This is a genomic window from Pseudonocardia kujensis (assembly GCF_021283305.1).
GTDB lineage: Bacteria > Actinomycetota > Actinomycetes > Mycobacteriales > Pseudonocardiaceae > Pseudonocardia > Pseudonocardia kujensis.
The window spans coordinates 1-13,268 of sequence record NZ_JAJSOK010000047.1; the positions used below are offsets into that span (position 1 = coordinate 1).

11 protein-coding genes and 1 riboswitch are annotated in these 13,268 nt (G+C 75.2%); of the genes, 8 read left to right on the plus strand and 3 right to left on the minus strand.

Going from position 1 to position 13,268, the window contains the following annotated elements; all coding sequences use genetic code 11:
• The coding region (locus LWC35_RS26570) for an LLM class flavin-dependent oxidoreductase (RefSeq protein ID WP_232872992.1) at positions 1-549 on the minus strand (549 nt) is incomplete at its 3' end.
• A 121-nt stretch (positions 550-670) separates the two neighbouring features.
• Positions 671-763, minus strand: a riboswitch (SAM riboswitch).
• A 273-nt stretch (positions 764-1,036) separates the two neighbouring features.
• Between LWC35_RS26570 and LWC35_RS26575 the strand changes: the two genes are divergently transcribed.
• The 3 genes from LWC35_RS26575 to wrbA all read left to right on the plus strand — a co-directional run bounded on the left by LWC35_RS26575 (position 1,037) and on the right by wrbA (position 4,269).
• Complete coding sequence (locus LWC35_RS26575; protein WP_232872993.1) at positions 1,037-2,248, plus strand: ROK family transcriptional regulator; 1,212 nt, start codon at positions 1,037-1,039, stop codon at positions 2,246-2,248.
• Between the two features lie 77 nt (positions 2,249-2,325).
• Positions 2,326-3,516 carry a xylose isomerase gene (gene xylA, locus LWC35_RS26580; RefSeq protein WP_232872994.1) on the plus strand — a complete coding sequence of 397 codons (1,191 nt, stop codon included), beginning with the start codon at positions 2,326-2,328 and terminating at the stop codon, positions 3,514-3,516.
• 129 nt (positions 3,517-3,645) lie between these two features.
• Positions 3,646-4,269: an NAD(P)H:quinone oxidoreductase gene (gene wrbA / locus LWC35_RS26585; protein ID WP_232872995.1), complete on the plus strand. Its 624-nt coding sequence runs from the start codon at positions 3,646-3,648 to the stop codon at positions 4,267-4,269.
• Positions 4,270-4,321: 52 nt separating this feature from the next.
• Here the strand turns inward: wrbA and LWC35_RS26590 are convergent, their stop codons facing one another.
• The gene (locus LWC35_RS26590) at positions 4,322-5,401 is read right to left on the minus strand and encodes an alpha/beta hydrolase (protein WP_232872996.1); all 1,080 of its coding nucleotides are present in this window, start codon (positions 5,399-5,401) and stop codon (positions 4,322-4,324) included.
• A 122-nt stretch (positions 5,402-5,523) separates the two neighbouring features.
• Here LWC35_RS26590 and LWC35_RS26595 point away from each other — a divergent pair, with 122 nt between their 5' ends.
• On the plus strand, positions 5,524-6,120 hold the full coding sequence (locus LWC35_RS26595; RefSeq protein WP_232872997.1) for a QsdR family transcriptional regulator: 597 nt from the start codon (positions 5,524-5,526) through the stop codon (positions 6,118-6,120).
• A 5-nt stretch (positions 6,121-6,125) separates the two neighbouring features.
• Here LWC35_RS26595 and LWC35_RS26600 read toward each other — a convergent pair whose 3' ends face one another.
• Positions 6,126-6,539 (minus strand): SRPBCC family protein, encoded by a 414-nt coding sequence (locus tag LWC35_RS26600; RefSeq protein WP_232872998.1) that lies wholly within the window; start codon positions 6,537-6,539, stop codon positions 6,126-6,128.
• On the opposite strand from LWC35_RS26600, the gene LWC35_RS26605 reads away from it, so the two are divergent.
• From LWC35_RS26605 to LWC35_RS40490, 4 genes are read left to right on the plus strand one after another with little or no spacing between them, the layout of a single operon-like run.
• A complete protein-coding gene (locus LWC35_RS26605; RefSeq protein WP_269804846.1) occupies positions 6,465-8,528 on the plus strand; it encodes a glycoside hydrolase family 15 protein in 2,064 nt (687 codons plus the stop codon). The genes LWC35_RS26600 and LWC35_RS26605 overlap by 75 nt on opposite strands.
• A 35-nt stretch (positions 8,529-8,563) precedes the next feature.
• A complete protein-coding gene (gnd, locus tag LWC35_RS26610) occupies positions 8,564-9,583 on the plus strand; it encodes a phosphogluconate dehydrogenase (NAD(+)-dependent, decarboxylating) (protein WP_232873000.1) in 1,020 nt (339 codons plus the stop codon).
• Positions 9,580-11,055: a glucose-6-phosphate dehydrogenase gene (gene zwf, locus LWC35_RS26615; RefSeq protein ID WP_232873001.1), complete on the plus strand. Its 1,476-nt coding sequence runs from the start codon at positions 9,580-9,582 to the stop codon at positions 11,053-11,055. The genes gnd and zwf overlap by 4 nt, the downstream gene beginning before the upstream one ends.
• Positions 11,052-13,223: an FUSC family protein gene (locus LWC35_RS40490; protein ID WP_232873002.1), complete on the plus strand. Its 2,172-nt coding sequence runs from the start codon at positions 11,052-11,054 to the stop codon at positions 13,221-13,223. The genes zwf and LWC35_RS40490 overlap by 4 nt, the downstream gene beginning before the upstream one ends.
• The last annotated feature ends 45 nt before the right edge of the window (positions 13,224-13,268 follow it).

Genomic DNA, 13,268 nt, shown 5'->3' on the forward strand with positions numbered 1-13,268 from the left:
GTCCCACAGCCGCCGGACGACCTCGACGGCGTCGGCCGCCTCGTCGAACAGGTCCGCGACCGCCGCGGCGGCCTCCGGCGTGCCGAGCGTCTCGCGGCGGATCTCCGCCGGCGTGCGGCGGCCGAAGTGGGCCGCCTCGTCGGCGCGGGCCGAGGTCTGCACCCGCCAGCCGGCCCTTCCGTGGCTGTCGTGGTCGAGCGTGGCGATCGCAGACGCGACGTGGAACGGCTCGGTGTGGGTGGTCGTGACGGTCGGGACGAGCCCGACGTGCCGCGTCAGCGGCGCGACGAACGCGGCGACCAGCTCGGCGTCGAGGCGCCCGCGGACCTGGTCGGTGCGCCGGTCCGCGGCCGCGAGGTGGTCGCCGGACTGCAGGCCCAGACCGTCCTCGATCGTGACCAGGTCGAGCAGGCCGCGCTCGGCGGCGCGGGCCAGGGCAGCCCAGTAGCGGGCGGTGAAGAGCAGATCGGGGCGGGCGCCGGGCTCGCGCCAGGCGGCCGGGTGCCAGCCGGCGCCGTCGAGCGCGACGGCCAGGTGAAGGGGGGCCATGCGGGCAGACCTCTCCTGCGGGAGAAGGGACGGGGGATCGGGTCCTCGTCAGGCCGGACAGCCCGCGCTGGCCGTCCGCAGGAGATCGACGTGGCGCCGCCGCACCCCGAGAAACATGGCTCCTCCATCGCTCCCGGCATGAGCACCCGCACCCGTCGACGGGGGGTTGCTGCGGCGTCGTCGAGCCAGGTCTCTCGGCCGCTCTGGATGGTGTGGCCCGTGGGGCCGGTCCTCACTGTACGGATCAGGAGGGCGGCCCCGTCAATCCTCCGGGTGACGAGTGTGATCGAGGCCGCGCGCGATTGTCCGGACAGGACGGCCCCGGCGTCCACCAGGGAGAACACCGTTCCCGAGGCGCCCACGAACGTCCGGACGAACGGCGCGGCGGCGTTCGGGCGAGCACCGCGCGACCCACCGGGGCCGGCAGAGCAGGGCGTTCACGACACGCGCGGCTGACCGTCGTCGCCGGGCAGGGCAGGATGCGCCCATGACCGACCGCCCGGCCCCCGGCATGCGGCATCGCAGCATGCGGGACCACAACCTGGGCGCGGTGCTGGGCGAGGTCGCGCGGCGGGGCACGATCAGCCGCGCCGGACTGGCCGTGGCGACCGGGTTGACCAAGTCGACGGTGTCGTCGCTGGTCGGCGAGCTGGTCGAGGCGCGGCTGCTGGTGGCCGAGGGTCGCACCGGCGAGGGCGAGCGGGGACGGCCGGGCATCGGGCTGGGGCTCGACGGCGGGTACGTCGCCGGTCTCGGCTGCGAGATCGGCGCGCGCCGGCTGGCGGTGCGGGTCGTCGACCTCCGCCGGCGCACCCGGGTGCAGCTCGAGCGGGTCGGGCCGAACCACCGCTCCCCCGCCGCCGTGTTCGCCGAGCTCGCCGCCCTGGCCGCCGAGGCCGAGCAGCGGGCCCACGCGCAGGGGCTCACGCTCGTGGGCGCCGGCCTCGCCGTTCCCGGCCTGCTCGACCACGCCCGGCGGCGCCTGGTCGCCGCCCCGAACCTGGGCTGGCGGGACGTACCGCTCGACCCGCACCTCGCCGCCCTCCCGCCGCGGGCGGGCCTGCCGGTCGCGGTCGACAACGAGGCGAACCTGGCCGCGCTGGGCGAGCTGCGCCTCGGCGCCGGGAACGGGCAGCCCTCCTTCCTCGTGGTCACCGGCGAGGTCGGCATCGGCGCGGGACTGGTCGTCGGATCCGGGCTGTACTCGGGCGCCGACGGGTTCGCGGGCGAGCTGGGGCACGTCGTCGTCGTACCGGGCGGCGCCCCCTGCGCCTGCGGCGGACGCGGCTGCCTGGAGACGGTCGCGGGCCTGCCCGCCCTCCTGCGCGCGGCCGGTCTCGACCCCGAGGGCGGCCTCGCGCCGCTGCTCGCGGCCCTCGACCGGCCCGTGGCCGATCCGGCGGGCGAGGCCGCCCGCAGCGCCGTCGACGGGGCCGCCGCTGCCCTCGCCCTGGCCCTCACGGCCGCGGTGCACCTGCTCGCCCCGGGGCTGATCGTGCTCGGCGGGACCCTCGCCGCCCTCGGCCCGGTGCTGGTCCCCCGGCTCGACGACGCCCTCGCCGCGCAGGTCGGCGCGCTGCGCGGCAGCGCCCCGCCCGTCACCACCTCCGCCCTCGGCACCGACGCCGCGGTCCTCGGCGCCGCGCTGGGCGTGCTCGACGCGGTCGTCGCCGACCCGGTACGGATCCTGCCGACCTGACGGCCCCTTGCCCCGGTTCCGCGGCACGGCTACCGTCCCGCTTTAGTTCGCGATCTGGACTAAACAAGGAGCGCCCGATGTCCGCACCGACGCCGTCGCAGGCCGACCGCTTCTCCTTCGGCCTCTGGACGGTCGGCTGGCAGGGGCGGGACCCGTTCGGCGAGGCCACCCGACCGGCCCTCGACGTCGTGGAGGCCGTGGAGCGGCTGGCCGCGCTCGGTGCCTGGGGCCTGACCTTCCACGACGACGACCTGTTCGGCTTCGGCCCCGACGCGGGCACCCGGGACAAGCAGGTCACGCGGTTGCGCGAGGCGCTCGACGCCACCGGCATGACCGTCCCGATGGTCACGACCAACCTGTTCACCCACCCCGTCTTCAAGGACGGCGGGTTCACCAGCAACGACCGCTCGGTGCGCCGGTTCGCGCTGCGCAAGGTGCTGCGCAACGTCGAGCTCGCCGCCGAGCTGGGCGCGCGGACCTTCGTGCTGTGGGGCGGGCGCGAGGGGTCGGAGTACGACTCGGCGAAGGACGTCGCGGCGGCGCTCGACCGCTACCGCGAGGCGATGGACCTGTTGTGCGGATTCGTGCTCGACCGCGGCCACGATCTCCGCTTCGCGCTCGAGCCCAAGCCGAACGAGCCCCGCGGCGACATCCTGCTGCCCACGGTCGGGCATGCGCTGGCCTTCATCGAGAAGCTCGCGCACCCCGAGCTGGTCGGCGTGAACCCCGAGGTCGGCCACGAGCAGATGGCCGGGCTGAACTACGTGCACGGCATCGCCCAGGCGCTGTGGGCCGGGAAGCTCTTCCACCTCGACCTCAACGGGCAGCGCGGGATCAAGTACGACCAGGACCTCGTGTTCGGCCACGGCGACCTGCTCAACGCCTTCGCACTCGTCGACCTGCTCGAGCACGGCGGCCCCGGCGGCGGCCCGGCCTACGACGGTCCGCGGCACTTCGACTACAAGCCCTCGCGGACCGAGAGCTACACGGGCGTCTGGGACTCGGCCGCCGCCAACATGCGGACCTACCTGCTGCTCAAGGAGCGGGCCGTCGCCTTCCGCGCCGACCCCGAGGTGCAGGAGGCGCTCGCCACCGCGGGCGTCCCGGAGCTGTCGACCCCGACGCTCGCGCCCGGCGAGGGCTACCCGGAGCTGCTGGCCGACCGCACCTCGTTCGAGGACTTCGACGCCGAGGCGGCCGGGCAGCGGGGGTACGGGTTCGTCCGGCTGCACCAGCTCGCCGTCGAGCACCTCATGGGCGCCCGGTAGGGGGCCGCCGCCCGGCCGGGACGCACGGCAGCGCAAGGTGGTCCGCCATGTTCTCCGGCGCACACCGGAGGCATGGCGCGGTCGCCAGGGGGTAGGCCGTCAGGGTCAGTGATCCCGACCGGAAGCGGCATGGACGTGACCGATCTGAAGACCGCCGTCATCTACTACTCCGCCACCGGCAGCACGTATGCGCTGGCCCAGGCCGCGGCGAAGGCCGCCGAGCACGCGGGCTCGGAGGTGCGACTGCGCAAGGTGCACGAGCTGGCGCCCGAGGAGGCCGTCGCCAGCAACGAGGGCTGGGCGACGCACGCGCGGCAGACCCAGGACGTCCCCGAGGCGAGCCTGGACGACCTCGAGTGGGCCGACGTCGTGATCCTCGGCTCGCCGACGCGCTACGGCCTCCCGACGGCGCAGCTCAAGCAGTTCATCGACACCACCGGTCCGCTGTGGGCGGCCGGGAAGCTGGTGAACAAGGTGGCGACCTCCTTCACCTCGGCCGGTACCGCGCACGGCGGCCAGGAGACGACGATCACCGCGCTGAACAACACCTTCTACCACTGGGGCTGCATCATCGTGCCGCCCGGCTACGCCGACCAGATCCAGTTCCGGGCGGGCAACCCGTACGGCACCAGCCACGTGTCGCAGAACGGCGCCAACCCGCCCGGCGACGTCGAGCTCGAGGCGGTGTCCTTCCAGGCCCGCCGCGCGGTCGAGATCGGGAAGGCGCTGAAGACGGGCCTGGCCGCAGCCTGAGGCCTGGCGCCGGGCCGGCCGGTGGGTGGCCGCCGGCCGGCCCGTCGGCGTCTCAGCCGAGCGACCGGGCGAAACCGAGGACGTCCCGGACGGCCTCGGCGTAGACGTCCGGCATCGCCGCGCGGAACATCAGCTCGCCCACGTGGCAGAGCCCCAGGTTGACCTTCCCGACGGACGGCACCCCGGCCGCGAGCAGCGCGCGGTGGTAGGCGATCCCCTCGTCCCGCAACGGGTCCAGCTCGTTGCACGAGATCACGTGCGGCGGCAGGCCGCGCAGGTCCGCCTCCGTCGCGTGGTACGGCCAGCAGGTCGCCTCGGTCGCGTTGCCGGCTCCCGGGTCGTACACCTCGGAGAGCAGCGGGAACAGGCTGCGGTTGAGCCAGTACCGGTCGTTCTCGACGAGCGACGGCAACGAGGCCTCGGTCCAGTCACCGAGAATGTACGGGCACTGGGCGTAGACGCCCGCGATCGCGTCCGCCCAGCCCTCTCGCTTCGCCTTGATCGGCAGGGCGAGCGCGAGGTTGCCGCCGCCGGAGTCGCCGGTGACCACGATGTGCGACCCGCCCAGCTCACCGAGGTGCTCGGCCACCCAGCGCAGCCCGGTCGCGCAGTCCTCCAGCCCCGCCGGGAACGGGTGGGGGCCGAGGGCACCGCCGCCGTTGCGGTACTCCACCCCGACGACGAGGGCGCCGGCGGCGGCCAGCTCGTCCCGCCAGCGGGTGTAGAGCGCGCCCTTCGCGGCCAGCATGACCATCCCACCGCCGTGCACCTGGTAGATCACCGGGAGCGGGCCCTCGACACCGTCGGGCCGGTGGAGGTGCAGGCCGATCTCGTGGCCGCCGTCGCCGGTGATCGTGCGCAGCTCCGAGGTGACGCCGTGGATCGGCGGCAGGCCGTCGGCGAGCGTGGCGAAGAGCCCCTCGAAGCCCTCCTCGACGGCGTCGACGAACTGCAGCAGCGCGTCCCGGCCCGCGTCGGGTCCGAGCGGGGCGCCGTCGGCGTGGTCGAGGAGCCCGAGCTCGCCCAGCACCGCCACCATCCGCGGGTCGGCCCGCGGATCCGTGCCGATCGTCAGGGCGGGGTCCCCCAGCCGGCCGGGCGGGGTGTGGGGCGTCGACACGTCCGTCGTCATGGGCGTTCTCCTCGTCGAGATCGTCTGCGAGACACGGAGCCGGGTCGTCGCGGCAGTGCGACAGATCCGGCAGATGTCGCCTACTATGGTCCGCGTCACATCGGGTCGTCAACGGAGGGATCGTGGCCGGAGCACCGACCCCGTTGCAGCGGCGGCTCGCCGGGGCCGCAGACCGTCCCGGTGCGCTCGACGCCTTCCTGCTGTCGCGGCACCGCTTCCAGGCGGGCGAGCGGGTCGACATGCAGACGCTCGCCGCGGAGCTGGGCGTCAACCGGGCCACGCTCTACCGCTGGGTCGGCTCCCGCGAGCTGCTGCTGGGCGAGGTCGTCTGGTCCCTCACCGAGCGCACCCTCCGGCGGCCGCCGCCGGCAGGCGACGGGTCTGGGTCGCGGCTGGCGGCGGTCCTGAGCCGGTTCGTCACCGACACCCTCGCCCACCGCGGCATGCGCCGCTTCCTCGAGGAGGAGGGCGAGTTCGCGCTCCGGCTGCTCACCCTGTCCTCGGGCGGCTTCCAGCCGCGGCTGGTCGCCCTCGTCCGCGAGCTGGCGGCGGCGGAGACGGCGGCGGGCCGGCTGGCCAGCCCGATCCCGCTCGACGACCTGGCCTACACCCTGGTGCGCGTGGTCGAGTCCTACGTCTACCTGCGCACGATCACCGGGGAGGAGCCGGACGGCAGCCGCGCCGCGCGGGTGCTGCAGGCGCTGCTGCCGGCCGGCTGACCGCGTCAGGCGCCGAGCCGGTCGGCGAGCCGGTCGAGCCCGTCCTCGAGCCGCCGCTGCACCGCGTCGGCCGCGGGCCCGGGGTGCGCCTCGCGCCGGTGCCCCAGGAAGGACAGGTGCACCACGACCCGCGAGTGCCCCTCGTCGGCGTGCATCACCTGGATCCAGCCGGTGTAGTCCGGCGAGCCCTCCACACCCCACTCCACCCGCATCTGCTCGGGCCGAATCCGGGCCAGCCCGCGCACGCCGCCGTCCCCCTCCTCGCTCCCGCCCTTGTCGACGGTCGTCAGATCGCCGTCGTGGCCGCGGACGTGCAGGTCGCCCGGACCCCACTCGTCCGCGTGATGCAGATCGGCCACGGCGGCGAACACGGTCTCGGCGGGGTGGTGGAGCCGGCGCTCGGCCTCGTACTCGGTCATGTCTACGCAGTACCCCGAACCCGCCCCCCGTCACGGGCGCCGTTAACGGCCGGCGTGATCAGGACGAGCGCGATCACGGTCGCCCGCGTCCGGGCGAGGGAGGAGCGGCGTGGCGTGGCCTACCCCGACGACTACCCCCCGATCGCCGAGCACGGGCTGATCGGCGACCTGCAGACCGCGGCGCTGGTGACCACCGACGGCAGCGTCGACTGGTTCTGCTGCCCGCGGTTCGACTCGCCGAGCGTGTTCGGCGCGCTGCTGGACCGCCGGCGCGGCGGGTTCTTCCGGATCGCGCCGGATACCGACGGCGAGGTCACCCGCCGCCAGTGGTACTTCCACGACACCGCCGTGCTGATGACCCGGTTCATGACGGCCGACGGCGTGGGCGCGCTCTACGACTTCATGCCCGTCCGCAACGGCCCGGCCACCGACCGGCACGAGATCGTCCGGGTGCTGCGGGTGGTTCGCGGCACCATGCGGTTCACCGTGGAGTGCCGACCGCGCTTCGACTACGGCCGCGCCGGCCACACGACCGAGGTCGAGGCCGAGGGCGTCGTGTTCCACGGGCCCGACATGGACCTCTGCCTGCACACCGTCGTGGACGGCGGTGGCGCGCCCGAGTGGGAGCGCGACGGGCCGGACGTCCGCGCCACCGTCACGCTCACGGCGGGGCAGGCGGTCGGGACGGTGCTGGAGTCCGGGCCCGGCCTGCGGCCCCGGCGGATCCCCATCGGGGAGGCCGACGAGCGGTTCGACGCGACCGTCGAGTTCTGGCGGACCTGGCTGGAGCACTCGACCTACGTCGGCCGCTGGCGCGAGACGGTGCACCGCTCGGCCATGTCGCTGAAGCTGATGACCTACGCCCCGACGGGCGCGCTCGTCGCCGCGCCGACCGCCGGGCTGCCCGAGCAGGTCGGCGGGGAGCGGAACTGGGACTACCGCTACACCTGGATCCGCGACGCGTCGTTCTCGGTGCACGCCCTGCTCAGCCTGGGCTACACCGAGGAGGCCGCGGCGTTCGGGCGCTGGCTGGCCGACCGCGTCGGCGAGCACGACGGGCCCGACGGCCGCCCGCTGCGGATCATGTACCGGGTCGACGGCAGCGCCGACCTCACCGAGGAGACCCTCGGCCACCTCGAGGGGTACCGCGGTTCCCGGCCCGTGCGGATCGGCAACGGCGCTTCCGACCAGCTGCAGCTCGACATCGTCGGCGAGGCGCTGGACTCGCTGCACCTGGCCGATCGGCACGCCGTGCGGCTCGACCACCGTGGCTGGCAGGCCGTGCGGGACATGGTGTCCTGGCTCTGCGAGAACTGGGACCGGGTCGACGAGGGCATCTGGGAGACCCGCGGCGGGGCGAAGGACTTCGTCTACGGCCGGCTGATGTCGTGGGTGGCCTTCGACCGGGCGATCCGGATGGCCCGCGAACGCGCGCTGCCCGGCGACGTGCCCGGGTGGACCGCCCGCCGCGACGCCATCTACGACCAGGTGATGGCCAAGGGGTTCGACACCGGCCGCCAGGCGTTCGTGCAGTACCTGGGCGGTGACGTCCTCGACGCGGCGGTGCTCATGATGCCGCGCGCCGGGTTCGTGGTGCCGAGCGACCCGCTGTGGCGCTCCACGCTGGAGGCGATCGACCGGACCCTGGTCTCCGACGGCCTGGTGTTCCGCTACGACCCGGCCGCCTCCCCCGACGGTCTCACCGGCACCGAGGGCACGTTCTCGCTCTGCAGCTTCTGGTACGTCGACGCCCTGGCCCGCTCCGGCCGGCTCGGCGACGCCCGCACCTCCTTCGAGAAGATGCTGACCTACGCCAACCACCTCGGCCTCTACTCGGAGGAGGTCGGGGCGACCGGCGAGCAGCTCGGCAACTTCCCGCAGGCCTTCAGCCACCTCGCGCTGATCAGCGCCGCGGTGGACCTCGACCACCAGCTCGACCACGGGCCGGGGCGGGTCGCGCCCGCCTCCCAACGGCACCGGCTCGTCTGACGCACGGCTCATCCGACCCACGGAAGGACCACGGGATGCAGATCGCGATGATCGGGCTCGGCCGCATGGGCGCCAACATGGTGCGCAGGCTGCTGCGCGCCGGGCACGAGTGCCACGTGTACGACGTCTCCCCCGACGCGGTGGCGGGGCTGGTGGCCGAGGGCGCGCGGGGTGCCGGCTCGCTCGAGGAGCTGGTCGCGGGGCTCGACGCCCCGCGCTCGGTGTGGCTGATGCTGCCCGCCGCGATCACGGGCGACACCGTGGCCACGCTGCTCGGCGCGCTGGACCCCGGCGACGCGATCGTCGACGGCGGCAACTCCTCCTACCGCGACGACATCGACCGCGCCGAGCGGGCCGCGGCGAGCGGGGTCGACTACGTCGACTGCGGCACGAGCGGCGGGGTCTGGGGGCGCGAACGCGGCTACTGCCTGATGATCGGCGGCCCGGACCGGGCCGTCGCGCGGCTGCGGCCGGTGTTCTCCTCGCTCGCCCCGGGCGTCGCGGCCGCCCCGCGGACCCCGGGCCGCACGGGCGACCCGAGCCCGGCCGAGCAGGGCTGGCTGCACTGCGGCCCGTCGGGCGCCGGGCACTTCGTGAAGATGGTGCACAACGGCATCGAGTACGCCCTCATGGCCGCCTACGCCGAGGGCCTCAACGTCATCCGCAACGCCGGGGCGGGCGTCCGGCCGCCGGAGGCCGACGCGGAGACCGCCCCGCTGCGCGACCCGAAGTACTACCCCTACGACGGCATCGACCTGGCGGAGGTCGCGGAGGTGTGGCGGCGCGGGAGCGTGGTCGGCTCGTGGCTGCTGGACCTCACGGCCGAGGCGCTGGCCGAGGACCCGGTCCTCGAGCAGTTCGCGGGCCGGGTGTCGGACTCGGGCGAGGGCCGCTGGACGTCGATCGCCGCGATCGAGGAGGGCGTGTCGGCGCCGCTGCTCACCGCCGCGCTGTACAGCCGCTTCGCCTCCCGCGGCAGCGAGCTGTTCGCCGACAAGGTCGAGTCCGCGCAACGGCTGGAGTTCGGCGGCCACCTGGAGAAGGGACCCGCGTGACCGCTCCCGCCGGCGACGTCCTGGTGCTGTTCGGCATCACCGGCGACCTCGCCAAGAAGATGATCATTCCGGCGCTGTACCAGCTGGTCCGGCGGGGCGAGCTGACCGTGCCGGTCCTCGGTGTCGCGCTCACCGACTGGGACGACGACCGGCTGTGCGCCCACATGGCCGACTGCGTCCGCGCCGCCCTGGCCGACACCGACCAGGAGGTCGACGAGTCCGCCCTGGAGCGGCTGCAGCGCTCGACGCACCTGGTGTCGGGCGACTACGCCGACCCGGCCGTGTTCACCCGGCTCGCCGACGCGATCACCGCGGCGGCCGGCCCCACGGCGTTCGCGGTGCACTACCTCGCCGTGCCGCCCTCGCTGTTCGGCACGGTCGCCGACGGCCTGGCGGGGGTCGGCCTGCACACCCGGTCCCGCCTCGTGGTCGAGAAGCCCTTCGGGCGCGACCTCGCCTCGGCCCGGGCGCTGCAGGCCCTGCTGGCGAAGCACTACCCGGAGGACCGGATCTTCCGGGTGGACCACTTCCTCGGGAAGGAGCCGGTGGAGGACCTGCTGGTGCTGCGGTTCGCCAACACGCTGCTGGAGCCGCTGTGGAGCCGGCACTGGATCGACCGGTTCGAGATCACCATGGCCGAGGACTTCGACGTCGCCGACCGCGGCTCGTTCTACGACGCCGTGGGCACGGTCCGCGACGTCGTGCAGAACCACCTGCTGCAGGTCATGGCCTACCTGCTGATGGACGCGCCGCTCTCCGACGCCGCCGACGACCAGCGCGACGCCAAGGCCCGGCTGCTGCGGGCCGTGCGCCGGCTCGACCCCACCGACGTGGTCCGCGGGCGCTACGACGGCTACCTCGACACCCCGGGCGTCGCGCCGGACTCGACCACGGAGACCTTCGTGGCCGCCACGTTCCACGTCGACGACTGGCGGTGGGCCGGGGTGCCCGTGCACCTGCGGGCGGGCAAGGCGCTGCCGGACACGCTGCTCGACGTCGTCGCCGTGCTGCGGCCGCCGCCGCGCGCCCTGTTCTCGGGCGGCCTCGGCACCATGCGGCCGGACCGGATCCGGCTGCGCCTGCAGCCCCGGGCCGGGATCACCATCACCCTGCTCGCCAAGCAGCCGGGGCAGGGCGACGTGCCCACCGGGATCCCCCTCGCCGTGGACTTCCGTGAGGTGCTCGGGCCCGTCCACGCCCCCTACGAGCGGATCTTCGCCGACGCGCTGGCCGGGGACCCGGCGCACTTCGCGCGGATGGACACCATCGAGCAGGCCTGGCGGGTGGTCGAGCCGATCCTCGACCCGGCGACCCCGCCGTCGCCGTACGCCCGGGGGACGTGGGGGCCGGAGGCGGCCGAGCGGCTGCCCGGGCCCGAGGGCTGGGTGCCCCTCCCGCCCTCGGCGCCCTCGGCACCGGCCTCGACAGCGCCCGTGACCCCGGTCCGGCCGGAGGGAGCCCTTGCCCGGTGAGGCCGCCCGTCGGGCCGGCCCTGCGCCGGTCGATCCGGGTGTCGGTGCCGGCGCTCGTCGGCTTCTACGGCGGCCTGTACGGGCTGGGGAACTCGGTCGTCGCGATCTACGCGTTGTTCACGGTGATCGCGCTCGGCGCGCTGTCCGAGGTCACCGGCCCGCCCGACCGCCGGCTCCGGACCTTCCTGGCCGCCGTCGCCGCCGGGGTCGTGCTGGTCACCCTGGGCACCCTGCTCGCCGTGTCGACCTGGGCCGCCGCGGCCGGGATGCTCGTCGTCGGGTTCGTGGTGGCCTACGCCGGGACGGGCGGCCCGCGGGTGGTCGGCGTCGTCAACGGGCTGCAGCTGCTCTACGTGCTCCCCTGCTTCCCGCCCTTCCAGCCGGACACCCTCGACCAGCGGCTGCTCGGGCTGGTGCTCGGCGGTGCGCTGCTGATCGCCGCCGACCGGTGGCTGCTGCCCCGGTCGGTGCCGACGCCGGTGCCGGACCAGATGGCCGTGCTCGCCGACAAGGTCGCGCGGTTCGCCGGCGCGCTGGCCGACTCCCTCCGGACCCCCGCGCCGACCGCGCCGCAGGTCGCCCGGCACCGCGAGATCCTGGAGTCGGCGGAGGACCTGCGCATCACCCGGCTCCCCCGGGAGGAGCGGCCGCTCGGGCCCGGGCGCCACGACCGCAGCCTGCTCGCGACGGCCGCGGCGATCCGGGCGTCGGCGGACCGCTCGGTCGCGCTGGCCGACCTGATGTCGGGGCCGGGCGAACCCCCGCACCCGCGGACCGCCGACCTCGTCGCGGAGTCCGGACGGGTCCTCGCCGGGGTGGCCCGGACCCTGCGCGCCGGGCGACAGGCGCTGCCGGTCGACGCGACCGGGCTCGACGCCGCGCTCGCCGCGCACAGCGCCGCCCGCGTCCCCGGACCGGCCACCACGCTGCGGTCCGGGCTGGCCGCCGTCGCCCTCGCCGAGGACGCCCGGCTCGGCGCGCTCGCCGTCTCCGGCTGGTCGGGCGCGCCCCGTCCGGCGCCCGCGCAGACGCCGCCGATGCTGTGGTTCCTGCACGCCGGCCCGGTGGAGCTCTGGTGGCGGCGGCTGCGGTCGCACCTCACCCCGCGCTCGATCTACCTGCAGAACGCCGTCCGGCTCGCGCTCGGCCTCGCCGTCGCCCGGGTCGTGGCCGGGGTCCTCGACCTGCAGCACGGCTTCTGGGTGCTGCTCGCCACGCTCAGCCTGATGCGCACGTCGGCGTCGGCGGACCGGTCGGTGCTGGCCCGGGCGTTCGCCGGGACGCTCGTCGGCGCCGTCCTCGCCGCGGGGGTGCTGGTCCTCGTCGGCGACGACCGCTCCGTCTACGGTTGGCTGCTGCCGGTCGTCATGGTCGCGACGTTCGCGGCGGGCCCGCTGCTGGGGATCGGCGCGGCCCAGGCCGGGTTCACGGTGCTGGTCGCGGCGCTGTTCGCCCAGCTCTCCCCGGCGACGTGGCACCTCGCCGAGGTCCGGCTCGTCGACGTCCTGGTCGGCGGGCTGGTCGGGGCGCTCATCGGCGCGGCGGTGTGGCCGCGCGGGGGCGGCGCGGAGGTCCGGCAGGTGGCGGCGGACGCGTTGCGCGCGGTGGCCGACGACGCCGAGGAGGTCGCCGCGGTGCTCGCCGGGGCCCCTGTCCCGGTCGGCGCGGACGACCCCGGCCGGCTGCACACGACGGCGGTCCTGCTGGAGCACGCGTACGTCCAGTACCGCACCGAGCCGATGCCGCGGGGCGCCGCCGGGCCGGACTGGCTGACCGTCGTGCTCGTGGTGCACCGGCTCGACGCCTACGACAGCGCCCTGCGCGACCGCCATCCCGCACAGCCCACCGCCGCCGCGGGCCCCGCCGGCCCGGACGCGCTGCAGGAGGCTGCCGCCGACATCGCCCGCGCGTACCGGCAGACCGCCGAGGCCGTCGACGGGAACCGCGTGCCGGACGCCCTCGCCGAGGGGTGCCGGGAACGGTTCCCGGCGCTCCCGCCCGAGGGCGACGCCCGACTGCTCGACGGCTGGGGGTGGCTGCACGCCTTGTGCGACAACCTCTCCCGCGTCCGCCGCGCCCTTGCCGGCGACGCCGGGCCACCGGTCGCGGGGGACCATCACCCGTCCACGCCGGACCGTTCCAGCCCCTCGACGCCCTCGGACGGGTGATCACGGTTCCATATCGGATCCCCGCCGCGTGATTAAGAGGGCCGT

Excerpts from the sequence above, each read along its gene's own strand:
- LWC35_RS26590 (WP_232872996.1), bottom strand. The coding sequence starts at position 5,401 with ATGACGACGGACGTGTCGACGCCCCACACCCCGCCCGGCCGGCTGGGG.
- LWC35_RS26575 (WP_232872993.1), top strand. The coding sequence starts at position 1,037 with ATGACCGACCGCCCGGCCCCCGGCATGCGGCATCGCAGCATGCGGGAC.
- gnd (WP_232873000.1), top strand. The coding sequence starts at position 8,564 with ATGCAGATCGCGATGATCGGGCTCGGCCGCATGGGCGCCAACATGGTG.
- LWC35_RS26600 (WP_232872998.1), bottom strand. The coding sequence starts at position 6,539 with ATGACCGAGTACGAGGCCGAGCGCCGGCTCCACCACCCCGCCGAGACC.
- LWC35_RS26605 (WP_269804846.1), top strand. The coding sequence starts at position 6,465 with ATGCAGATCGGCCACGGCGGCGAACACGGTCTCGGCGGGGTGGTGGAG.
- wrbA (WP_232872995.1), top strand. The coding sequence starts at position 3,646 with ATGGACGTGACCGATCTGAAGACCGCCGTCATCTACTACTCCGCCACC.
- xylA (WP_232872994.1), top strand. The coding sequence starts at position 2,326 with ATGTCCGCACCGACGCCGTCGCAGGCCGACCGCTTCTCCTTCGGCCTC.